The 22,107-nt window shown below is 28.5% G+C and carries 19 protein-coding genes; 6 read left to right on the forward strand and 13 right to left on the reverse strand.

What is annotated here, in order from left to right; translation table 11 throughout:
• Positions 1 to 37 precede the first annotated feature (37 nt).
• The 3 genes from AB0T67_RS06770 to AB0T67_RS06780 all read right to left on the reverse strand — a co-directional run bounded on the left by AB0T67_RS06770 (position 38) and on the right by AB0T67_RS06780 (position 4,760).
• A complete protein-coding gene (locus AB0T67_RS06770; protein WP_369219676.1) occupies positions 38 to 658 on the reverse strand; it encodes a hypothetical protein in 621 nt (206 codons plus the stop codon).
• A gap of 86 nt (positions 659 to 744) precedes the next feature.
• Positions 745 to 4,062: a class I tRNA ligase family protein gene (locus AB0T67_RS06775; protein ID WP_369219677.1), complete on the reverse strand. Its 3,318-nt coding sequence runs from the start codon at positions 4,060 to 4,062 to the stop codon at positions 745 to 747.
• A gap of 155 nt (positions 4,063 to 4,217) precedes the next feature.
• Positions 4,218 to 4,760, reverse strand: a complete 543-nt coding sequence (locus tag AB0T67_RS06780) for a DUF2911 domain-containing protein (RefSeq protein WP_369219678.1) — start codon at positions 4,758 to 4,760, stop codon at positions 4,218 to 4,220.
• Between the two features lie 245 nt (positions 4,761 to 5,005).
• Here AB0T67_RS06780 and AB0T67_RS06785 point away from each other — a divergent pair, with 245 nt between their 5' ends.
• Positions 5,006 to 5,878 carry a hypothetical protein gene (locus tag AB0T67_RS06785; RefSeq protein ID WP_369219679.1) on the forward strand — a complete coding sequence of 291 codons (873 nt, stop codon included), beginning with the start codon at positions 5,006 to 5,008 and terminating at the stop codon, positions 5,876 to 5,878.
• A 117-nt stretch (positions 5,879 to 5,995) separates the two neighbouring features.
• Here AB0T67_RS06785 and AB0T67_RS06790 read toward each other — a convergent pair whose 3' ends face one another.
• The 7 genes from AB0T67_RS06790 to tyrS form a co-directional block, all read right to left on the reverse strand.
• Positions 5,996 to 7,234, reverse strand: coding sequence for a PepSY-associated TM helix domain-containing protein (locus tag AB0T67_RS06790; protein ID WP_369219680.1), 1,239 nt, complete (start codon positions 7,232 to 7,234; stop codon positions 5,996 to 5,998).
• A 53-nt stretch (positions 7,235 to 7,287) separates the two neighbouring features.
• Positions 7,288 to 9,630 carry a TonB-dependent receptor gene (locus AB0T67_RS06795; protein ID WP_369219681.1) on the reverse strand — a complete coding sequence of 781 codons (2,343 nt, stop codon included), beginning with the start codon at positions 9,628 to 9,630 and terminating at the stop codon, positions 7,288 to 7,290.
• Positions 9,631 to 9,692: 62 nt separating this feature from the next.
• A complete protein-coding gene (locus tag AB0T67_RS06800; RefSeq protein ID WP_369219682.1) occupies positions 9,693 to 10,688 on the reverse strand; it encodes a transporter in 996 nt (331 codons plus the stop codon).
• Positions 10,648 to 11,688 carry a cytochrome-c peroxidase gene (locus AB0T67_RS06805; protein ID WP_369219683.1) on the reverse strand — a complete coding sequence of 347 codons (1,041 nt, stop codon included), beginning with the start codon at positions 11,686 to 11,688 and terminating at the stop codon, positions 10,648 to 10,650. The genes AB0T67_RS06800 and AB0T67_RS06805 overlap by 41 nt, the downstream gene beginning before the upstream one ends.
• A gap of 91 nt (positions 11,689 to 11,779) precedes the next feature.
• Positions 11,780 to 12,580, reverse strand: a complete 801-nt coding sequence (locus AB0T67_RS06810; RefSeq protein ID WP_369219684.1) for an MbnP family protein — start codon at positions 12,578 to 12,580, stop codon at positions 11,780 to 11,782.
• Between the two features lie 119 nt (positions 12,581 to 12,699).
• Positions 12,700 to 13,026: a hypothetical protein gene (locus AB0T67_RS06815; RefSeq protein WP_369219685.1), complete on the reverse strand. Its 327-nt coding sequence runs from the start codon at positions 13,024 to 13,026 to the stop codon at positions 12,700 to 12,702.
• Between the two features lie 437 nt (positions 13,027 to 13,463).
• A complete protein-coding gene (gene tyrS / locus AB0T67_RS06820; protein WP_369219686.1) occupies positions 13,464 to 14,765 on the reverse strand; it encodes a tyrosine--tRNA ligase in 1,302 nt (433 codons plus the stop codon).
• 162 nt (positions 14,766 to 14,927) lie between these two features.
• Between tyrS and AB0T67_RS06825 the strand changes: the two genes are divergently transcribed.
• Positions 14,928 to 15,998 (forward strand): hypothetical protein, encoded by a 1,071-nt coding sequence (locus AB0T67_RS06825; RefSeq protein WP_369219687.1) that lies wholly within the window; start codon positions 14,928 to 14,930, stop codon positions 15,996 to 15,998.
• Positions 15,999 to 16,075: 77 nt separating this feature from the next.
• On the forward strand, positions 16,076 to 17,077 hold the full coding sequence (locus AB0T67_RS06830; protein WP_369219688.1) for an SDR family oxidoreductase: 1,002 nt from the start codon (positions 16,076 to 16,078) through the stop codon (positions 17,075 to 17,077).
• Between the two features lie 3 nt (positions 17,078 to 17,080).
• On the opposite strand, the gene AB0T67_RS06835 is transcribed toward AB0T67_RS06830, so the two are convergent.
• Genes AB0T67_RS06835 through AB0T67_RS06845 form a run of 3 tightly spaced genes read right to left on the reverse strand, consistent with a single transcriptional unit; the run spans position 17,081 to position 19,598 of the window.
• Positions 17,081 to 17,527 (reverse strand): DUF4296 domain-containing protein, encoded by a 447-nt coding sequence (locus AB0T67_RS06835; protein WP_369219689.1) that lies wholly within the window; start codon positions 17,525 to 17,527, stop codon positions 17,081 to 17,083.
• On the reverse strand, positions 17,528 to 18,865 hold the full coding sequence (locus tag AB0T67_RS06840; protein ID WP_369219690.1) for a dihydroorotase: 1,338 nt from the start codon (positions 18,863 to 18,865) through the stop codon (positions 17,528 to 17,530).
• 10 nt (positions 18,866 to 18,875) lie between these two features.
• Positions 18,876 to 19,598, reverse strand: coding sequence for a polyprenol monophosphomannose synthase (locus AB0T67_RS06845; protein WP_369219691.1), 723 nt, complete (start codon positions 19,596 to 19,598; stop codon positions 18,876 to 18,878).
• Between the two features lie 81 nt (positions 19,599 to 19,679).
• Between AB0T67_RS06845 and AB0T67_RS06850 the strand changes: the two genes are divergently transcribed.
• From AB0T67_RS06850 to AB0T67_RS06860, 3 genes are all read left to right on the forward strand, one after another.
• Complete coding sequence (locus AB0T67_RS06850) at positions 19,680 to 20,321, forward strand: DUF4271 domain-containing protein (RefSeq protein WP_369219692.1); 642 nt, start codon at positions 19,680 to 19,682, stop codon at positions 20,319 to 20,321.
• Positions 20,322 to 20,333: 12 nt separating this feature from the next.
• Entirely contained in the window at positions 20,334 to 21,080 is a 747-nt protein-coding gene (locus AB0T67_RS06855) for a uroporphyrinogen-III synthase (RefSeq protein ID WP_271231210.1), read from the forward strand.
• 137 nt (positions 21,081 to 21,217) lie between these two features.
• Positions 21,218 to 22,105, forward strand: coding sequence for a sterol desaturase family protein (locus AB0T67_RS06860; protein WP_369219693.1), 888 nt, complete (start codon positions 21,218 to 21,220; stop codon positions 22,103 to 22,105).
• Positions 22,106 to 22,107: the final 2 nt, after the last annotated feature.

Below are 22,107 nucleotides of genomic sequence, written 5' to 3' on the forward strand. Positions count from 1 at the left end.
ATTATACATCACCATTTATCGTTATTTCTATTAAAAATTATTCTAAAACACGAACTTTAATACTATGATAGCTATCAGATCTTACACCAATTAATCCTGATATTTTTTCTCCTTTTTTAATTATAGTACCATTAATATTATAGTTTAATAAGTCTTTTTTAAATTTTTCATTTGCAGAACCTGCAGCAATCATATTTCCTGCTGCTAATCCTGGACCAATAATTAAACCAACAGGTGTTGAACTTGTTTCTTGATAACCTCGGCTACTATAACTTGTTGTATAAATATTAAGGGGAGTTAGTAATAAATACCATAAATAAGAAGTAACACTTTGTTTTAACGATTTAAAAATCAATTCATTTTCCATAATATATAAACCCGTACCGTCATCATAAGTCAATTTTAAATCCTCGCCAAAAGTTAAATCTTTATTCGAATTATTTGTAAGCTTAATTGCAATTAACTTAATACCCTTAGCTAATTCTTTTTTCTTATATTTTTTATTTAATAGTTCATATTTATATTCTAAAATAACACCATTATCAATACTTTTAGATAAATAATTTAAACTAGCTGGATTAATTGATTTATACCCCGAAGCACAATTTGTTAATAAAGTAAAAGTCAATAAAAAACAAATAATTTTAAGTAATTTCATAGTTATATTTTTTAACGAAAATAACTAAAAAAAGAAAGCCACAAACAAATTTGTTTGTGGCTTTTAAATATTTTATATTTTAAGTATTATCCTACAATATTAATGATTTTTCCAGGAACAATAATTACCTTTTTAGGAGTTTCTCCTTTTAATTGTGCAATTGTACGTTCATCAGCCATTACAATTTTTTCAATTTCTTCTTTTGATAAATCTAATGCTAACTCTAAAGTAAAACGCATTTTTCCGTTAAAAGAAACTGGATAATTTTTAGAACTTTCCACTAAATAAGATGCTTCAAATATTGGAAAATCAATAGTTGAAATTGAACCTTCATGTCCTAATTGATTCCATAATTCTTCCGAAATATGTGGTGCATATGGTGAAATTAAAGCTAATATTGGCTCTAAAATTGCACGTTTATTACATTTTAAAGCAGTTAATTCGTTTACAGCAATCATAAAAGTAGAAACCGAAGTGTTGAAAGAGAAATTCTCAATATCTTCTTCTACCTTTTTAATTGTTTTGTGTAAAACCTTTAACTCTTCTTTAGTTGGTTCAGCTTCTGTTACAAGAACTCCTTCTTCGCCAACATATAATTTCCATAATTTCTTTAAGAAAGAATATACTCCTGAAATACCTGAAGTTTTCCAAGGTTTTGTTTGTTCTAAAGGTCCTAAAAACATTTCGAATAAACGCAATGCATCTGCTCCAAATTCTTCACAAATTAAATCAGGATTTACAACATTGTATTTAGATTTTGACATTTTCTCAACCTCTCTATGACATACAAATTGCTTATCTCTTCCGAAAACAAACTCAGCAGTTTCAAATTCTGATCTCCAAGCTTTTAATTTATCAATATTTACATTGATATCTCCTTCTAAAGTACTTACACAAATATGAATTGGTCTGTATGTTAAAGATTCTTCTGTTTCTTCTGTTAAACCTGCTTCGACTAACTTCTTGTGTAATCGAGAACCTAATTTATCATCAGCTTCAGTATCTTCTATTTGATTTTCTCCTTGAAAATAATCAGATGAAACATATAAATTATGTTTTTTACCATCAAACAAAGCTTCGTAAACAAGTGCTGATGTTCCTAAAATCATTCCTTGGTTGATTAGTTTTTTAGCAAACTCATCAACGGGTAAAGCTCCTTTATCAAATAAGAATTTTTGCCAGAAACGTGCATATAATAAATGACCTGTTGCGTGCTCAGAACCTCCAATATATAAATCGATTTCTTTCCAGTAATCAGCCGCTTCTTTGCTTACAAATTCTCCATCATTTGTAGCATCCATATAACGATTAAAATACCAAGAACTTCCTGCCCAACCTGGCATTGTATTTAATTCTAGATTAAAAATAGTTTCATTATTAATTAAATCATTAGAAACTACTTCATTTTTCTCAGTATCCCAAGCCCAAACCTCAGCATTTCCTAAAGGTGGTTTTCCATCTTCAGTTGGCAAATATTTTTCAACTTCTGGTAAAACGATTGGCAAGTATTTTGCATCAATCATTTGTGGCATTCCATCTTTATAAAAAACTGGAAAAGGCTCTCCCCAATAACGCTGACGACTAAATACAGCGTCACGTAAACGGTAGTTTATTTTTCCAAAACCGAAACCTTGCTTTTCCATTTCATAGATAGCTAATTTCATGGCTTTTTTATATGATAAACCATCTAAGAAATCAGAATTTGCAATTTTTGTTCCTTCTTTATCTGCATGAGCATTTTCAGAAATATCAACATCAGCAAAAATATTAGGAATTTCTAATCCGAAGTTTTTTGCGAAGTCATAATCACGTTGATCACCACAAGGAACTGCCATAACTGCACCTGTTCCGTAGTTTGCTAATACGTAATCACCAATCCAAATTGGCACTTGTTTTCCTGTGAATGGGTGTAAAGCATATGCTCCTGTAAATACTCCTGAAATAGTTTTTACATCTGCCATTCTATCTCTTTCAGAACGCTTTGCTGTTGCTTTTATGTAAGCATAAACAGCTTTCTTTTGAGATTCACTTGTAATTTTAGTTACTAACTCATGTTCTGGAGCTAGTGTCATAAAAGATACTCCATAAATAGTATCAGGTCTTGTGGTAAAAACGTCTATTTTATAATCGTTTTGTACTACTGTTTCTGCTACCTCAACTGTTGATTTTTCAAGAGGTTTTGCAAATTGAATCGTATTATTAATTTTAGATACAACACCTAAAACATTTTCTAAAACTTCTTCATTTGTAAAACGAACTATATGAAGTCCTTCATTTGTAAAATACGTAGTTCTTGCTGCTTCATCTTCTTTACCAGAAAATTCAACAACAATATTTTTTGCTAAACATACATAATCTACTAAAAATGTACCAATAGTATATTTTTTTCTAAATTTTGATGCTCCTTTTTTATTTTTTAATTCATTCCAAAGAACTTCTTCCGCCTTTGAAAGATTTAAACGCATTTCTTTTAATGCCTCTAATTCTTTAAATGATAATTTTACACCAGCTTCCACTTCTAAAGCATCAACTTTAAAAGTTACCATTGCTCCTTCGCTTCTTCCAATCCAATTTGTTTGGCTATCTTTTAAAGGTTGTGGCCAGTCGATGTTTTCTAATCCGTCTAATAAACGTTGTGAATATGCTGAAATTCGCATAGACCATTGGGTCATTTTCTTACGAATTACAGGATGCGCACCACGTTCTGATACTCCGTTTATAATTTCATCATTTGCCAATACCGTTCCTAATCCTGGACACCAGTTTACTTCGGTATCAGATAAATAGGTTAAACGATATTGTAATAAAATAGTCTCTTTTTCTTTATCTGAAAAAGCATTCCATTGTTCCGCAGAAAAAACAGTAATATCTTCTTCTGATACAGCATTTACAGATGCATTTCCTTCAGTTTCAAATACTGAAATTAAAGTTGAAACATCTTCTGCTTTATCTGAATCTTTATTATACCAAGAATTAAATAATTGGATAAAAATCCACTGTGTCCATTTATAATATTCAGGACTAGAAGTTCTCACTTCACGAGACCAATCGAAAGAAAAACCAATATTATCTAACTGACGACGGTATGTATTAACATTCGTTTCAGTAGTAATTGCTGGGTGTTGTCCTGTTTGAATTGCGTATTGTTCTGCTGGTAAACCAAAAGAATCATATCCTTGCGGATGCAAAACATTAAATCCTTTATGACGCTTATAACGTGCATAAATATCAGATGCAATATATCCTAAAGGATGCCCAACATGTAAACCCGCTCCTGAAGGATAAGGAAACATATCTAACACATAATATTTAGGTTTCTCTGATTCATTACTGGCTTTAAATGTTTGGTTATCTGCCCAAAACTGTTGCCATTTCTTTTCTATATCTTGATGATTATATTGCATTGTATTTCGTTTAAGAAGCGACAAATTTACGTTTATTTTAAATAATATATTTGTTTATTTATTGCTAATAAAAACAAACTGAAACAAAAAAAACTAGGTTCAAAAATCGTATGATTTTCAAACCTAGTTTTTTACTATTATTTAATAGCTAATGATTATCCTTTTACGGGTACAGATACAATTAATTTTCCCCACCCTAAATACATGGTTGCATCATTTTCTTGTCCGTTGAATACAATTGAAAACGCTTCAATAGATTTTTTTGATTTTGATACACTAGCCGATACTCTTACCACATCTTCAGATTCACTATAAGAATAAGCGCCCCAAACATTTTTAGCTGTATTCAAAATAATTGTCCATTCTTTATCTCCAGGAATTGTAAATAATGTATAAGTTCCTGCTTTCACTTCTTTACCTCCAAAATTTACATCTTTATAAAACGTAATTTCTGGAGCTTCGTTAGCACCTGTTCTCCAAACTTTTTCATTTGGTGCTAATTTAGAAATGGCTCTTCTTTTTAATTGTGGGCGACTGTAAATTACTTTTATTAATTTATCTGAAATACGAGAACTACTCGGATAACTTGCGGCATCCATCGGACTTCTATCTAATTTTTCAAATTTCTGTCCCATTACAGTATTAGAAAAAAATACTGTCAACATTAAAACTATTGCAACTAAGATTCTTTTTTTCATTTTAAAATTATTTTAAAGTTGATCTATTTATATTCTGTCTCCAAAATTACAAATATTTACAAAAATTATTCCGTAATTATTCGCTATACTTTTGTTAAAATAATTTTAATGCGTTTTTTTAAATTTAAAAAGTTCTTTCTATTAATTATATTAGTACCCATAAAACAGCAAATATAAAAGTATCTCTTATCGTAAAAGGTAACTGTGTTTTGTTGTTAACTCTAATATAACTCACTCAATTATTTATGGGAAAAAGACATAACTTTAATCAAAACACAAAAGAAACATTAGCAAAAAGAGTTGGGTTTATATGTTCAAATCCAAATTGTAGAAAGTTAACGAGCGGACCTGCCACGGAGAACGACAAATCAGTAAATATTGGTGTAGCAGCTCATATAATATCGGCTTCTAAAGGAGGACCAAGGGATAATGAAGAAATAGAAGATGATGAAAGAAAAAATATTTCTAATGGAATTTGGTTATGCCATACTTGTTCTGTACTTATTGACAGAGATGAAATAAAGTTTTCTCCCAGAATGTTATTAAACTGGAAGGAAAGTGCTGAAAAAAAAGCAGAGCAAGAATTAGATTCAAGTATTACAGAACAATACTTCTACAAGGGGATTTTTTTTCAATCTAAACTTCATGCTTGTTGGGCTGTTTTTTTTGATAAAATTAAATGGCATTATAGTTATGAAATAAATGAACCAGATAGTCTTAAACACAATTTTAAAATAAGAACAAATAATGGGGATGAATTATTTGCTTATATTATGTCTAGAGCAAATTTTGATTTAAAACAGCGACAAAGATTAGGTATCAAAACTGATTATGCAAAAAACATTCTGATTTTATTTGAATCTCCATTCCCATTTGATGAATTTGGATATTGTAAAAATTTAATAGGAATGTCATCTGTTGAAAACAAAATAAAGAATACTAAAGGGGAAGATGATTTTGAATTTTGTTCTGCTGCCGTGTCTTCTAAGCTTTATAATATTGGAACGAATATCTATAATCTTTGTAAATTGGAATCTATGTTTCATCAAACCATTCGTAATGAAAATGGGTTTTGTTTAGAATTATGGAAAGAAAGTAAATTAACAATAGGAATATAAATAAATACAAAATCAACCATTACATCCCTCATTAAAAACATAAATAATACATTAAAAAAACCTCTTAAAAAAGAGGTTTTTTGTTTTTCAATAATATCAAAAGGAAATATACTTTTGTTAAAAACGCGTTTTGTTAAATTTAAAAAGTTGTTCAAATATCAATATTAATAACAGACTTGCACCAAATAAAGGTAATAAGATTCCTAATAAAACAAGTATAAAAATAATTATTTTCCCGACTTTAAATTGAGAAGATACTTTTGGAACACCCCAACTTCCTTGTTGTTTTCTATATAAATAAGAAAATAAACCTGCAACAGTCATTAACGTTAAACCGATAGCAACGCCAAACATTAGCCACCAATTCCAGCCGCCGAATTGCCCTTGATGAAATGCCATAACCCACATTCTGCCACGCATTAAAAAACCAACATCACTCCAAGTATGTTCTTTTATTAATTTTCCTGAATATTGATCGAAATGTAACTTCTTTTGAGCATCTAAAGGAAAAGTACTATTCGAAACACTAAACGTACTTTTTGCTGATTTTGGTAAACCAACACTAACAATTCCTTGTAATTTTTGCTGATTTGCAATTGCAATCATTTCTTCAATAGAAATTGCTTTTTCTTTTACTTCGGATGTTAAACCTCTTCCGCTCCAAGTTTTAGGAAATCCTGTATTTGTTACTTTTTGAACCCATTTAAAATTACTTCCAAAAACATCTGTCCAAGGTAAACCACCAGCTAAAACAAGTAATAATAACAGAGACATCCAGAAACCTGTAACGGCATGTAAATCTCTAAACAAAATCCTTTTTCCTTCTTTAAATCGAATTGTAAAAGCACCTTTTATTCCTTTAGAAAATGGCCACCAAATATATAATCCTGTTAAAATTAACACCACCATCCAACTGGCAATTAATTCAATAAGTAGCGTTCCTACTTTTCCTGATAATAATTCACCATGTAATTTTCTAACAGTATACATCCAAGTACTTTTAGGGCTAAAAGTTCCTGTAGCTTCACCTGTATATTGATTTATAAAAACGGTTGTTTTATGGCTAAACCTACCTGAAATAAATGCTGTTGCTTTATCAGGGTTTCTATTAATAACCATTGAATTTGGTTTCTTTTTCAATTTTTCTTTAGCAATCTCCCACTGTTGTTGATACGAAATTGGTGTTTTATGCAAATTTTCAACGTCTTGAATTTTTGCAACCTCTTTACTTTCTACATCTGGATTGAACAAATAAATAGCTCCAGTAATAGATAGCACCAATATAAAAGGCAAGGAAATAATTCCTGCAATAAAATGCCATTTCCAAAGCCATTGATTTAGTTTTCTATTTTTCATTTTATAAAAAATTTAAAAACTTCTTATCTTAATAGATAAGAAGTTTTTTCGTGTTAAAAGTTATACTTCATTCCAAAATGAAATGCTCTTGGAGCACCTACACTATACGAGTTTTTACCATATCGATAAGAAGCTCTTGTAGAATATAATTCATCAAAAATATTTAAAGCTTGTGCCCAAATATCAATTTTTTTGTAAGTATAAACAGCTTTTAAATTAAAAAGATGATGCCCATCATAAACAGCCGTTCCTTTAATATCATTTCCTAAAGCATCTTCTCCAATTGTTACTTGATTTTCATAACTAGTATTATATTTTCCTATTTGCTCATGTTGTAGTGTTAACAATAAATCATCAATAGGCTGATATTTTAACGACATCGAAGCGATGTAATTAGGCGCAATTTGCATATCCGTATTTGAATGGTCAATTTTTGAATATGTTTTTGTTTTATTATCTATTACAGCCTCATCAAAATCAAGATATTTATGTGTAGCGTAACTTCCGTTATAATCAAAAGTTAAGTTATTTAATATTTTCCAATTAAAACCTAACTCAACTCCTTGCGAACGAGTTTTTCCTGCATTTTGTTGTAAATAATTTCCGCTATCATCAGAAGTTGTAACTAATCTGTTTTTACCGTCTAATCGATATACAGCAACATCTAATTTAATATCAGAATTTACAGTAACATATCCTCCGATTTCATAATTATCAAAATTTGCTGGTTTTAATTTGTAAGCTTCTCCTTCAATACCACTATTTCTAAATAACGACCCTATTTGCGGAGGTGTAAATCCTTTTGAGTAATTTGAATAAATTCCCGATTTATTAGTTATATTATAATTTAATCCGACTTTAGGAGAAACATTATTATAAGTTACTTTCTGATCTTCAACTCCCGAAGCTCCTTCATCTTTATTATCATAATCATAACTAAAACCATCGTAACGAACCGCTGCTGTTAACTTCAAATTATCTAACGGAGAAATTTCAAACTGCGCATACGTTGCATAATTTAAAATATCAGCCTGATAAAACATATTATATAAGTCAGTCATTTTATAACTAACAAATTTTTGTGTATCTTCATTATAAGTTACTTCGATTTTCTTAGCATAATAATCTTGCGGAGAATAATCAACCGTACCACCAACAATTAAAGAAGCATCAGCAAAATTAAAAGCTATTTTATGTTGTACAAGTCCTACTGCACTTGTAAATTTATTCGAATTAATTTCTCCAAACGGACTTCTTGTTGATATTCTATAAGAAGGAATTTGGTTCATTTCATTATTTCTATAGATAAAATTGAAAGATGTTTTATTATTGTCGTTCCATTTTTTATCTAAGGTAGTACGAAAACGCAAAGTTGTAGCTACTCTTTCAGCAAACGTATGATTACTTTTATATTTTCCTGCTAAATAGTTTTCTTCGGATAAAGAACTTGATCCCATATCTGAACGAAAATCGATAAAAGAAACAGTATTTGTCCAACGTAAATTTTCAGAAAAATCGTTTACATTTTTAAAGGTAATCGCAAATTTTTCATAATCAGAATGTTCAAGTAATCCATTTACACGACGTATTTTATGTACTCCTACGTAAAAACCGTGTTTATCTAAAACTGTTGTTGATATTTCTGCTCCTATTTTTTGTAATCCTAAAGTATTTGCTTCAATATCGACAGATCCTCCGAATTCTTTTCTCGGATTTTTAGTCATAAAATTAATACTTCCTCCAATAGCTTCACTTCCATAAATACTCGATGCAGGTCCTTTTACTACCTCAACTCTACCAAAAGCAGTACTATTCATTTCCAACAAAGCATTGTGATTAAACACCGCAACAGGACGAATCGGCAAACCATCTTCTAAGTATAAAAACAACGATTTTGTTGATATCGGACTACGAATAGCCATCATATGTTGTTCATTACTTGCCGCCATTGAAGTACTCATATACACTCCAGGAACTTGATTTACTAACTGTTCGATTCCAAAAGCTTTTGTTTCTTCAATATCTTTTTCAGATACTATTCCAATTGCTGCAGGAATATCTTTTCGTTTTTGAACCTCTCTACTTGCTGATATAATTACTTCTTCTAAACTTTCTAAATCTTCTTCTAACTGAATTGTGTTTAACTTATTTAAAAGTGTTACTATTTTTGTTTGATAACCAACTGTTGTAATTTTTACTTTCGAATTTTTTAATTTGATAGAAAAACCACCTTCAAAATCAGAAGCTGTTCCTTTGTTATTACTAGAAATAATAGTCGCTCCTATAATAGGATTATTATTTTTATCAGTAATTTTTCCTTTATATATTGTTTGTGCAAAACCTTTAGTAATAGGCATTAAAAAACCTATAAATAAAATTAATATTAATTTTTTCATGATTATATTTTCTTTTATTGATACAAAAAAAGTCTCTTTATTATATCAATGCTTTTTAATTTTTAAAAATTATAATTAAAGTATAAACTTGTTCTATACTTTACCTCAATAGTTCCTTGAGCTAAATTTTGATTTATTGGATACATTCCTAATGCTCCAAAAGTTATTTTTTCTGTATTATATTCAAAGCCAATATTTGTAAATAAAGCGTGTCCTTTGGTGTTTTTTATATCTAAGTTGAATTTTTCATTACTTTGATAAAACTCACCTGAAACACCTAAAGAAGGAACAAAAGAATGTTTTTGATTATCTTTAAAAACATAAAAAAAAGCACTATTAAAATTGAATTGATTTCCAAATTTATACTCTTTTTTATTCACTGTTTTATAATAATAATTCACATAATTTGTAACCCCTAATTTATTATACTTATATACATATTGTACATTAGCGATATAATCTAAGCTTCCTGTTCCTAATTGAAAACTCGGATTAATAGCATTATTATTTTTTTCATTAAAACTACCTGTTGGAAGTTTTATTCCTCCTCCTATTTTTAACAAATGATTCGTTGATGTTACTTTATCTGAAGTTTCATTATACGCTCCTTTTTGTTGATTAATTAACGTATAATTTGCAAATAAACTTACATCTCCTAAACCGCTTATTTGAGTAGATTTATCAATATAATTTCTAGTATGAAAATGATAAGGAACAAATACTTGTACATCTAATTTTGATGTAATTGGAATACGTGACCAAATTTGCATGGTATTAAATGACTCTTCTATTTTAGGCGAATTATTAAAAATACCATCTTTTGATTCATATTGTTGATGTAAATATCTAACTCCAATAAAATTATTTTCAAGAATACCTCCCATACCTAAACTACCTCCATTATTACTGCAACCACAAGCATCACAATCTTCTAAAAAAAGACGATAATCAGAAGGAAAAGGATTTTCTGAATACATAACTGTAGTTAATAAAGTAAAAAGTAACAAGTATGTTTTTTTAATTTTCAGCAAATCTTTTATCTTTAATAAATTCTTCATCAGTTAATGTGTTTAAAAATGCAATAATTTTATTTTTCTCATCGGCAGACATTAAAATACCTAAGCTACCATCTGAGTGTTTTAATAATGGATCTAAATTTGTAGTTTCTTCTATTCCGTTAGCATAAAAATTAAGTACCGATTTTAACGACCCAAAACGACCATCGTGCATATAAGGTGCTGTTAATGCTATGTTTCTTAAACTAGGAACTTTAAATTTAAATTTATCATCTTCTAAAAGAGTAACACGCATTCTACCTAAATCGTTAATTTCTTGATTAATTGGCAAACCATTATTTCTAAAAGAATCATCCGTAAATAAAGCTGTTTTATGACAAGAAGCACATTTGTTTTCAAATAATTTTAAGCCCTCTTTTTCATCATCAGTAAAAACGCCACCTTCTTCATCTCTTACATATTTATCGTATTTCGAGTTTGAAGAAACCATCATAATCATAAATTGAGATAATGCCTTTAAAGTATTTTCTGTATTTATTTTACCATCATCAAAAGCCAAAGAATATAAATTTTCATAAGCCTTATCTTGCTTTAATTTAGCTAAAATATTGGTAACTGTTTCCCCCATTTCATCAGGATTCGTTATAGGAATTATAGAAAATAAATCTAGATGAAAAGCAGCTCCATCCCATGCAAACTGGCTTTGAAATGCCATATTTTGTACTGGTGGTGCATTACGAGTACCTTCTCTATTATCAACTCCATGACTAAAAGTATGCCCATGATGTGTAAATGCAAATTTTTGTTGATGACAAAACCCACAAGCAACTACTCCATCAGAAGATAATTTCCCTTCATAAAACAATTTTTTACCTAACTCAAATCCTTTTTCTGTTAACGGATTATTATCTAAGTTATATTTTATTTCTGGAAAATTACTAGGTTTTTCAAAAGCTAATGGAACTTTTTCATAAACTCCTTGGTCTTTATTACAACTTGTAAAAAGACAGATACTAGCTATAAATAGTAGAATCTTCTTCATTTGTATAAATATTTAGGATGATTAAAATAGAACCAACAACATTACATAATCGGTAATTTTTTAATGTAATGCTGTTGGTTTTTATAATTTTTTAGTGATGACTATCACTTCCATTATGTACGTGATGTACCGAAAACATTTCTTTATTGTTATCAGCAATTAAAGCAGCTTTATCTCCTCCCATAATAGTTTCTCCTTCAGATAATTTAATCTTATTAGAACCATCAAGCATCTTATTAGCATTTACTTTAATATGTATTTGCGGAGATTTATCATTACTAACTAAAGCTGTTTCCATAGATAATTCTACTTCTTTATATAAATCAACAGTAGTACCTCTACTCGCAATATGTAACATAAATTTACTTTCTTCAGTTTGAGTTTCTGATGTAAAATCACCTTCTAAAACAACAAATTTATAACCTGCTTGCCAGCTCCATGTTAAACTGTAATCTTCGGCTTTTGTCCAAAAATCTTCTTGTACAGCTAAACCTTCTTTATATCTATCTTGATCTATACCAATACCAAATTTCACTTTATTATAAGTTCCTGCAGGAATATCTTCTAAAATAACTTTTACATTTTTCTTTTTATCTCCGCCTCCTTCACTAATAATAAAGTAGCCTTTTTCCTTTGGATATTCTACCTCAACACCATTATCAGTTACTAAGATAAAATTACTTAGAATGTAATCAAAAGATGATATTTTTAACTTTTCAGCATTTTCAGTAGTATATGAACTTCCTAAAATTAAATCATCATCTCCAAAAGAAGCATCAAATTCAATTGAAACATTATTTGTTCCTTCTAAAGTTGAAGGAGTATCATCATTATTACAAGAAGCAAAAGTAAAAGCAATAGTAATTGCTAATAAATTAAATATTTTTTTCATTTTTATATACGTTTACACGTCTGACAACTTAAGTTTTAGTTATCAGATTATTATTTTAAATAAATTATTGCATAACATATTAATACAGTGCAAAAACACAAATATTAATTAGTTAACCGTTATAAAAAAGAAGTATTGGGTGGGTGAAATATTGAATAACCAAATAAATAAGAATATTTTTGGTTATAGAAAAAACAATTAATTATAGGGCTATCTATTAGTTTTTTTGAAACTAAATTTATTAATTCAACAAAACCTATAGGATAATCTTTTGTTACAATTCGTAATGATTTAAAATCATCATCTTGTTGTTCTGCTATTTTTAACATTAATTGACATTTACCATTACACTGAAGTGTAGGTTTGTCTTTATTAATACATAATACTTTTGATATATAATCATAATTTATAGCATACTCAACAAATGGCGCAATAGGGCGCAACATAGCAAGCATGTATAATAAAATGAAAAAATATATACTTAGTTTTTGAAGCAAAACTTGTTTTTAAATAAATAAGAGACAAAGATAGTTTAAGTATTTTTTTTTATCAATTAAAAATAGGTATAAATATTATATTTATTTATTCTAAATAAATTACTACATTTGCATCATTTTATAGATTAAGATTATGATTATATTTTACACTGATAATGAGAAAGTTACACCTATAATTTCACTACAGGAAGAAACTATATGCAATACTGTTTGTACATCTAATTGTTTAAAACCAAAAACTAACTGCTGTAATAAATACAAAAAGAAAGGTATTAATTGTAAACGATGTCCTTTATCTTTTGGTTTAAAAGCTGTTTCATAAAAAACATTTACAAAAAAAAGCCTTGAGAATTTCTCAAGGCTTTTTTTATATTTTAATTTTAAGATTATACTACTTTTAATAAAAAATAGCTCTTTTTTCCACGTTGTAATAACACGTATTTATCAGCTATTAAATCTTCTGAAGTAATTAAAAAATCTTCTTTTACTTTTTCTTTATTTACTGAAACAGCATTTTCTTTTAAAGCACGCTTAGCGTCTCCGTTTGATTTTAAGAAACTTGTTTTTCCTGATAAAGCATCAATCATTGATAATCCTTCTGAAATATCATCTTTAGAAACTTCTGCTTGTGGAACTCCATCAAAAACATCTAAAAAAGTCTGTTCATCTAAACCTTTTAAATCATCAGCTGTAGATTTTCCGAATAAAATATTAGAAGCTGCAATTGCTTTTTCTAATGCTTCTTCCGAATGTACAAAAGTAGTAACTGCGTTTGCTAATGTTTTTTGAAGCGCTCTTTCATGTGGTACTTCTTGATGTTTTTTAATTAAATCTTCAACAGTTTGTTGATCTAAGAAAGTAAAAATTTTAATATACTTTTCTGCATCTGCATCCGAAGTATTTAACCAAAATTGATAAAATTTATATACTGATGTTTTATCAGCATCTAACCAAATATTTCCACCTTCAGATTTCCCAAATTTTGAACCATCAGCTTTGGTAATTAACGGGCATGTCATTGCGTAAGCTTTTGCCTCTTCACCAACATTCATTCTACGAACTAATTCAGTACCTGTGGTAATGTTTCCCCATTGATCTGAACCACCCATTTGTAATAAACAATTGTGGTTTTTATATAAATGATAAAAATCGTATCCTTGAATTAATTGGTAAGTAAATTCTGTAAAACTCATCCCTCCAGCACCTTCTCCAGAAATTCTTTTTTTAACAGATTCTTTTCCCATCATGTAGTTTACGGTAATACGTTTACCTACATCTCTAGCAAATTCAATGAATGAAAAATCTTTCATCCAATCATAATTATTAACAAGTAAAGGAGCATTTTTAGCAGAACTATCAAAATTTAAGAAACGTCCTAAAGTTCGTTGAATTCCTGCTACATTTTTAGCTAAAGCCTCTTCGTTTAACAAATTACGCTCATCTGATTTCCCTGAAGGATCTCCAATCATTCCTGTTGCACCTCCAACTAAAGCTACGGGTTTATGCCCCGATTTTTCTAAATGTACAAGTAATATAATTGGCACTAAACTTCCAATATGTAACGAATCAGAGGTTGGATCAAAACCAATATATGCCGCTGTCATTTCTTTTTGCAATTGCTCTTCTGTTCCTGGCATCATGTCGTGAATCATTCCACGCCAACGTAATTCTTCTACTAAATTCTTCATTTGATTACTATTTCTTAAAATTTGCTAAAAATGTGACATTCAAACACAATATGTTTCTAAATATTGAACATATTTATGTTTTTAACACAAATATAAAGCTCTTTGGCATATATTTTGAAAAACAATATATACTTTTATCAAAAAGAATTTAAAACAAAAAAAATGAAAAATTTATTGAAACCATTATTTATCGCATGTAGTGCATTTTTAATCGGAACAACTTTTACAGCTTGTAGTGAAGAACAGAATGGACTTGCTATAGACCCTGATGTTCCTAGTATTAATACGCCTAAAGAATTAGTTATTGATACTAATGATTATTACCCAACATTAGAATTAACAGCTGAACCTAGTACTACTTTAGATGTTGTTGTAAAATTTTCAGACGCTGAAAAGAACATGAAAAGATTATACATAACTAAAAATGTATACGGAAGTGAACAAGGAGCTATTGCTTATGATTTATCAACTGTTGCCGCAGCAGTTAAAACTAAAGGTGATGGTTCAATCGACTTAGGTACTAAAGAAGGACAAGAATTTACATACAAAATTCCTTTTGAAGCTCCAACAAGTACTGATGGTGTTGTTGTATATAAATTATGGACAACTCGTCTTGCTACTTTAGGAACAACAAGTAAAGGAGATTTTAGAGATGTTTCTAAAAGAAATGCTTATGGCGATTTAAATGCTTTTGGTACCATTACTATTAAAGCAGGAAATGCAACTGCAACTGCTACCACTATCAAACAATTTTCAGCAGTTATTTTAGCTGCTCCTTTAGCAGATGGTTCTTCTAAATCTTTTATATCAGTATATAACGGAGAAACTTATGCTATTAATGCAGGATTAGAAACTGCTTCTTTTTGGGATTTTGGATACTATTATGGTAATACTCATAAAGCTTCTTTTGCTTCAGCTTCAGATTTTCCTAAAGCTATTGTTGATATTGCTGATAAAGCTAACATAAATATCACACAAGAGCCTTTAAATAATTTTTATATAGCTAAATCTACTAAAGATTTTGATAGTGTAACTGCATCTGAATTAGAAGCTATTGTTACTCCTACTTCTGAAAAAGCTACTAATTTAACTACAGGATCTGTTTTAGAATTTGAAGATAAAAATGGCGCTAAAGGTTTAATTAAAGTAACCAAAATAGAAGGAACTGATGGAAATTCAGGTAAAATATATTTTGATGTAAAAATTCAAAATGTTGAGTATATTAAATTATAATATTTTAGTTAAATAATAATAAAAAGAGGTCGAAATTTCGACCTCTTTTTTTGTTTAAAATAATTTATCTTTGAATCATGATTTTAGTTACAGGCGGAACAGGTTTAGTAGGAGCACATTTATTATATCATTTAACTCAAAAAAATGATGAAATCACAGCTATTTATAGAACTGATGAAAAACGAACACATCTAAAAAAAATATTTTCTTTTTATACCAATGATGTTGAAGAGTTGTTTTCAAAAATAATTTGGATAAAAGCTGATATTACAGATATTCCTTCTTTAGAAAATGTTTTTAAAAATATTACAGAAGTTTATCATTGTGCTGCTTTAGTGTCTTTTAATCCGAAGGATTATGATAAAATGCGTCAAGTAAATATTGATGGAACAGCAAATGTTGTTAATTTTTCTATTGAAAATAACATCAAAAAACTATGTTTTGTGAGTTCAATTGCTGCCGTTGGCGATGCTATCAATGGTAAAATAATCGATGAAGAAAATGAATGGTCAGATAATGATGTTCATAGTGGTTATTCCATTACAAAATATGGTGCTGAAATGGAAGTTTGGAGAGCTAGCCAAGAAGGTTTAGAGGTTGTTATTGTAAATCCTGGTGTTATTTTAGGAAGTGGTTTTTGGCAAGAAGGATCTGGTAAATTATTTACACAAATAAAAAATGGTTTTAAGTTTTATACTGAAGGAATCACTGGTTTTATTGATGTACAAGATGTAGTAAAAGCAATGGTTTTATTGATGAATTCAAACGTTAAAAACGAACGCTTTATTTTAGTTTCAGAAAACAAATCGTTTAAAGATATTTTATTTGCTATTGCTGATGGTTTACAGAAAAAAAGACCATCAATAAAAGTTAAAAAGGTAATAACCGAAATTACGTGGAGAATTAGCTGGTTGATTTCAAAAGTAACAAAAAAAGAACCTTTACTTACTAAAAACTCAGCAAGGTCTTCTCATAATATTTCATACTATTCATCTAAAAAGATAACAGAAGAATTAAATTTCAAATTTGAATTAATTAACAAAACAATTACTCGTATTTGTCAAGAAATTCAAATTTGATAATTATTTTAACTTAGATTTTTTTTCTTCTGAGAGTCTTTTATTTCTCTTAATCAACTCTAATGATAACTTTTTATTTGGAGCTTCTTTAAGTAACGAATCTTTTATTTTACTTTTTTCTAAATAATAATTCTTCAGAGAATCCAAATTATATTTTACATCTTTAAGTATTAAAGTATAATCTTCTGTTTTTGATGTATAATATATATTACTTTCACTAAAGCGAGTACTATCTATTTTATACTTATCATAAACCAAAAAAACATAGTTTTTCTTTTTTTCTAAAAACTTATTTTTAACATTACTAACAGATGATGCAATATACATATCTGTTAATAATGCTACCATAGAATCTTTTGGTATCAGATTTTTTGGTTTTTCATATATGGTATTACTTGTAGTACAAGACATAAAAAGTAAAGAAACCAGTATGTAAAAAAAATTTTTCATTTATATTTTAAATTCTAAACGTTTTCCTTTTGTGTTTTCATCAAAAATACCGTTTGCAAACATTAAGTTTCCATTTACAAAAGTATGCGTAATTTTACTTGAAAATTCTGTTCCTTCAAAAGGAGACCAACCACATTTATACAAAATATTATCTTTTGAAACCGTCCAATTTTGATTATTATCTATTAACACTAAATCGGCATAATATCCTTCTTTAATAAAACCACGTTTTTCAACTTTAAATAATTTTGCAGGATTATGACACATTTTTTCTACCGCTTTTTCAATTGGGATAACGCCTTCTTTTACTTTTTCTAAAATTGCGGTTACTGCATGCTGAACTAAAGGTCCACCACTTGGTGCTTTTGTGTATAAATTATCTTTTTCTTCTAAAGTATGAGGCGCATGGTCAGTTGCAATTACATCGATTCTATCATCTAATAAAGCCTTCCATAATCCGTCTTTATCTTTTTGAGATTTTACCGCAGGATTCCATTTAATATGTGTTCCTTTTTCATCATAATCTTTATCGGTAAACCATAAATGATGCACACAAACTTCTGCTGTAATTTTCTTTTCTTCTAAAGGAATATCATTTCTGAATAAATGCGTTTCTTTTTCTGTTGATAAATGGAAAACGTGTAACCTTGCTCCTGTTTTTTTAGCTAATTCAATTGCTTTTGATGAAGATAAATAACAAGCTTCTTCACTTCTGATAATTGGGTGATATTTTAATGGAATATCATCGCCATATTTGGCAACATATTCTTCCGTATTTTTTCTGATAGTTGCTTCGTCTTCACAATGTACCGAAATTAACATATCAGTAGAAGAGAATATTTTTTCTAAAACTTCTTCGTTATCAACCAACATATTTCCTGTTGATGAACCTAAGAAAAGTTTAATTCCCGCTACATTTCTTGGATTTGTTTTTAATAATTCTTCTAAATTATCATTTGTTCCACCAAACATAAACGAATAATTTGCATATGATGTTTTAGCTGCTATTTGAAATTTATCTTCTAATAAATCTTGAGTTGTAGCTTGTGGAACTGTGTTTGGCATTTCAATAAAAGAAGTAATTCCACCAGCAATAGCGGCTTTACTTTCAGTACCAATGTTTGCTTTATGTGTTAAACCTGGTTCACGAAAATGCACCTGATCATCAATCATACCTGGAATTAAATATTTACCCTCGGCATTGATAACTTCAATATCTGAAGTTGTATTTATTTCAGTTGAAATTTCTTTAATATAATTTCCTTCGATTAAAACATCGCCTTTAAAAACCTTGTTTTCGTTAACGATTGTTGCGTTTTTAATTAAGTATGATTTCATAATTGTGTTATTATTTTGGTAAACCTTTAATTCTCATTTTTAATACTCCGAATATTGCTTCTTTAATAATACCCGAATTTAATTTCGATGTTCCTAAAACTCTATCTGTAAAAATAACAGAAACTTCTTTAATGGTAAATTTATGCTTCCATGCTTTAAATTTCATTTCAATTTGAAAAGCATATCCTATAAATTTAATTTTATCAAAACGAATAGTTTCTAAAACTTTTCGTTTCCAACAAACAAAACCAGCAGTGGTATCGTGCACAGGAATTCCTGTAACAAAACGAACATATTTAGAAGCACAATACGACAATAAAACTCTGCGCATTGGCCAATTTACTACGTTTACACCAATTGAATAACGAGAACCGACAGAAACATCAGCTCCATCAATAGCACAGGCATTATATAATTTAATTAAATCATCAGGATTGTGCGAAAAATCGGCATCCATTTCAATTATATAATCGTATTTTTTAGCAATTGCCCATTTAAAACCATGAATATAAGCAGTACCTAATCCATTTTTTCCTGTTCTTTTTTCAATATAAAGTTTATTAGGATATTCTTTTTGTAATTTCGCTACGATATTAGCTGTTCCGTCTGGTGAGTTATCATCGACAACTAAAATATCAAACTCTTTTTTTTGATTAAAAGTTGCTTGTATTATCGCCGCTATGTTTTCTTTTTCGTTATAAGTAGGTATTATAACTAAAGCGTCTGATTTCATGTAATTTTCATCTAAAACTAAGCAAATATACACTAATTTATCACTAATTTTGTGTTAAATTAAAGCATAAAACAAATACGATTGCAAGCAATTGAACGCATTATAACTGATAATAACTGGATTACCTTAGTAATTATATTTGCTATTGTTTTGTTAGCAATAATGAAACTTCTAAAACCAAATAAATTACGAGATTATAGTCTTGCCTTTTTTACAACTGGTTTTTTCAAAAGAAAAGTAGAAGATAATACTTCATTTTTTTCTCCTTTTTACATAATATTCTTTTTTTTCTCAACAATTACAATTTCCTTATTACTTTTTTTAATACTGCTTCCTAGTGCCTATTTACCTAGTTTTTTTAACTATATAATATTATGTTGTTTCGTTTCAATATATTTTATACTCAAAAATTTATTAGATTTTATATTAGCTAATATTATTGAATCGAACTACAATACTAAGTATTTTTTAGCAACAAAATCAGGCTATTTAAACAGCCTTAGTTTATGGTTATTTCCTGGTATAATTATATATCAATATGCGTTTAAATCTCATATTTTTTTACTTATATTTTCTGTTATCTTATTTGTTTTCAGGGCTTTTTTAGTTTTAATTAATAACAAAAAAATAGTTATACGTAAGTTGTTTTATTTTATTTTGTACTTTTGCACTCTTGAAATAGCGCCCCTAATAATTGTTTATAAAATAACAACTACTACGTAAAAGAGAAAATATATGAAAGTGAAAACTATTTTAGTCTCTCAACCCGCTCCAAAAACGGAAACTTCTCCTTATTTTGATTTAGCAGAAAAACAAAAAGTGAAAATCGATTTTCGCTCTTTTATTCATGTTGAAGGGATTGATGGAAAAGAGGTTAGATCTCAAAAAATCGACTTAAAAAACTATACTGCAATTATTTTAACAAGTAGAAATGCTGTCGATCATTTTTTTAGAATTGCTGAAGAAATGCGTTTTACAGTTCCTGATTCTATGAAATATTTTTGTCAATCAGAAGCAGTAGCTTACTACTTACAAAAATATGTTGTGTACAGAAAACGTAAAATTTATGTTGGAAGTAGAACTTTTCCTGATTTAATTAAATTGATAAAAAAGCATAAAGATGAAACATTTTTATTGCCTTCTTCTGATAAATTAAAACCATTAATTCCTGAAGAATTAGATAAATTAGGAATTAACTGGAAACGTGCCAATTTATATAAAACTGTTGTAAGTAACTTATCTGATTTAGAAGATGTTTTTTACGATGTTTTAGTGTTTTTTAGTCCTTCAGGAATTGATAGTTTATTTGAAAACTTCCCTAACTTTAAGCAAAATAAAACAAAAATTGCTGTTTTTGGAAACTCAACCATTAAAGCTGTTGAAGATAGAGGTTTACGTGTAGATGTTGCTGCTCCAACTCCTGAAACTCCTTCAATGACTATGGCTTTAGATAAATACATTAAAGAAAATAATAAAAAGTAACAATACTTTTTTTAATAATTAAAAAACCATCAAAATTAATTTTGATGGTTTTTTTTTCAATAAAAAGAAATATTAAAACCTAATAATCACTTTTATTTTCTTATTTTAAAAGAACATTTTTTAGGCAAATAATTTATATGGATGGCTATCTAAATATTATCAAAAACTCTTATTCCGATTATTGGAATTATATAAAACAATCTGTTTTAATGGAATTAAACTGGGAAAATTATTTCTACGGATTAATTATTATTTCTTTAGTTGTTTGGATATTAGAAATGGTTTTTCCTTGGCGTAAAAATCAATCAATATTTAGAAAAGATTTTTGGCTTGATGTTTTTTATATGTTCTTCAATTTTTTTCTATTGAATCTTATTATTCTAATTGCTTTATCAAATGCAACAGCACAATTTTTTAATGATATTTTAAGTATTGCTGATTTATCAATAGCTAATTTTCAACTTTTTGATATTAATAAATTCCCTTTTTGGCTAAGAATATTTACTTTTTTTATCATTATTGATTTTGTACAATGGTTTACTCATACTCTTTTACACAAGTATGAATTTCTATGGAATTTTCACAAAGTACATCACTCTGTAAAAGAAATGGGATTTGCAGCACATTTACGTTATCACTGGATGGAACCTGTACTTTATAATTCAATGAAATATATTCCACTCGCTATTATGGGCGGATTTACAGCAAAAGATATTGCAATAGTCCATTTTTTTAATATTACTATCGGACACTTAAATCACGCAAATATTAATTGGGATTATGGTTATTTAAAATATATTTTAAACAATCCAAAAATGCACATTTGGCATCATGCAAAAGAATTACCTAAAGAAAGAAGAACTGGTGTAAATTTCGGAATTACATTAAGTATTTGGGATTATATTTTTAAAACAAATTACATTCCACATTCTGGTAGAGATATTGAAATAGGTTTTAATGATGATGAATATTTTCCGAAAGATTTTATCAATCAAGAAATATATCCGTTAAATAAAGAAAGTTGATA

It is taken from the genome of Tenacibaculum salmonis, from assembly GCF_041053065.1.
Taxonomy (GTDB): Bacteria; Bacteroidota; Bacteroidia; order Flavobacteriales; family Flavobacteriaceae; genus Polaribacter; species Polaribacter pacificus_A.

What these genes read in the sequence shown, in the direction of transcription:
- AB0T67_RS06770 (WP_369219676.1), bottom strand. Translation starts at nt 658, where the DNA reads ATGAAATTACTTAAAATTATTTGTTTTTTATTGACTTTTACTTTATTA.
- AB0T67_RS06775 (WP_369219677.1), bottom strand. Translation starts at nt 4,062, where the DNA reads ATGCAATATAATCATCAAGATATAGAAAAGAAATGGCAACAGTTTTGG.
- AB0T67_RS06780 (WP_369219678.1), bottom strand. Translation starts at nt 4,760, where the DNA reads ATGAAAAAAAGAATCTTAGTTGCAATAGTTTTAATGTTGACAGTATTT.
- AB0T67_RS06785 (WP_369219679.1), top strand. Translation starts at nt 5,006, where the DNA reads ATGGGAAAAAGACATAACTTTAATCAAAACACAAAAGAAACATTAGCA.
- AB0T67_RS06790 (WP_369219680.1), bottom strand. Translation starts at nt 7,234, where the DNA reads ATGAAAAATAGAAAACTAAATCAATGGCTTTGGAAATGGCATTTTATT.
- AB0T67_RS06795 (WP_369219681.1), bottom strand. Translation starts at nt 9,630, where the DNA reads ATGAAAAAATTAATATTAATTTTATTTATAGGTTTTTTAATGCCTATT.
- AB0T67_RS06800 (WP_369219682.1), bottom strand. Translation starts at nt 10,688, where the DNA reads ATGAAGAATTTATTAAAGATAAAAGATTTGCTGAAAATTAAAAAAACA.
- AB0T67_RS06805 (WP_369219683.1), bottom strand. Translation starts at nt 11,688, where the DNA reads ATGAAGAAGATTCTACTATTTATAGCTAGTATCTGTCTTTTTACAAGT.
- AB0T67_RS06810 (WP_369219684.1), bottom strand. Translation starts at nt 12,580, where the DNA reads ATGAAAAAAATATTTAATTTATTAGCAATTACTATTGCTTTTACTTTT.
- AB0T67_RS06815 (WP_369219685.1), bottom strand. Translation starts at nt 13,026, where the DNA reads ATGTTGCGCCCTATTGCGCCATTTGTTGAGTATGCTATAAATTATGAT.
- tyrS (WP_369219686.1), bottom strand. Translation starts at nt 14,765, where the DNA reads ATGAAGAATTTAGTAGAAGAATTACGTTGGCGTGGAATGATTCACGAC.
- AB0T67_RS06825 (WP_369219687.1), top strand. Translation starts at nt 14,928, where the DNA reads ATGAAAAATTTATTGAAACCATTATTTATCGCATGTAGTGCATTTTTA.
- AB0T67_RS06830 (WP_369219688.1), top strand. Translation starts at nt 16,076, where the DNA reads ATGATTTTAGTTACAGGCGGAACAGGTTTAGTAGGAGCACATTTATTA.
- AB0T67_RS06835 (WP_369219689.1), bottom strand. Translation starts at nt 17,527, where the DNA reads ATGAAAAATTTTTTTTACATACTGGTTTCTTTACTTTTTATGTCTTGT.
- AB0T67_RS06840 (WP_369219690.1), bottom strand. Translation starts at nt 18,865, where the DNA reads ATGAAATCATACTTAATTAAAAACGCAACAATCGTTAACGAAAACAAG.
- AB0T67_RS06845 (WP_369219691.1), bottom strand. Translation starts at nt 19,598, where the DNA reads ATGAAATCAGACGCTTTAGTTATAATACCTACTTATAACGAAAAAGAA.
- AB0T67_RS06855 (WP_271231210.1), top strand. Translation starts at nt 20,334, where the DNA reads ATGAAAGTGAAAACTATTTTAGTCTCTCAACCCGCTCCAAAAACGGAA.
- AB0T67_RS06860 (WP_369219693.1), top strand. Translation starts at nt 21,218, where the DNA reads ATGGATGGCTATCTAAATATTATCAAAAACTCTTATTCCGATTATTGG.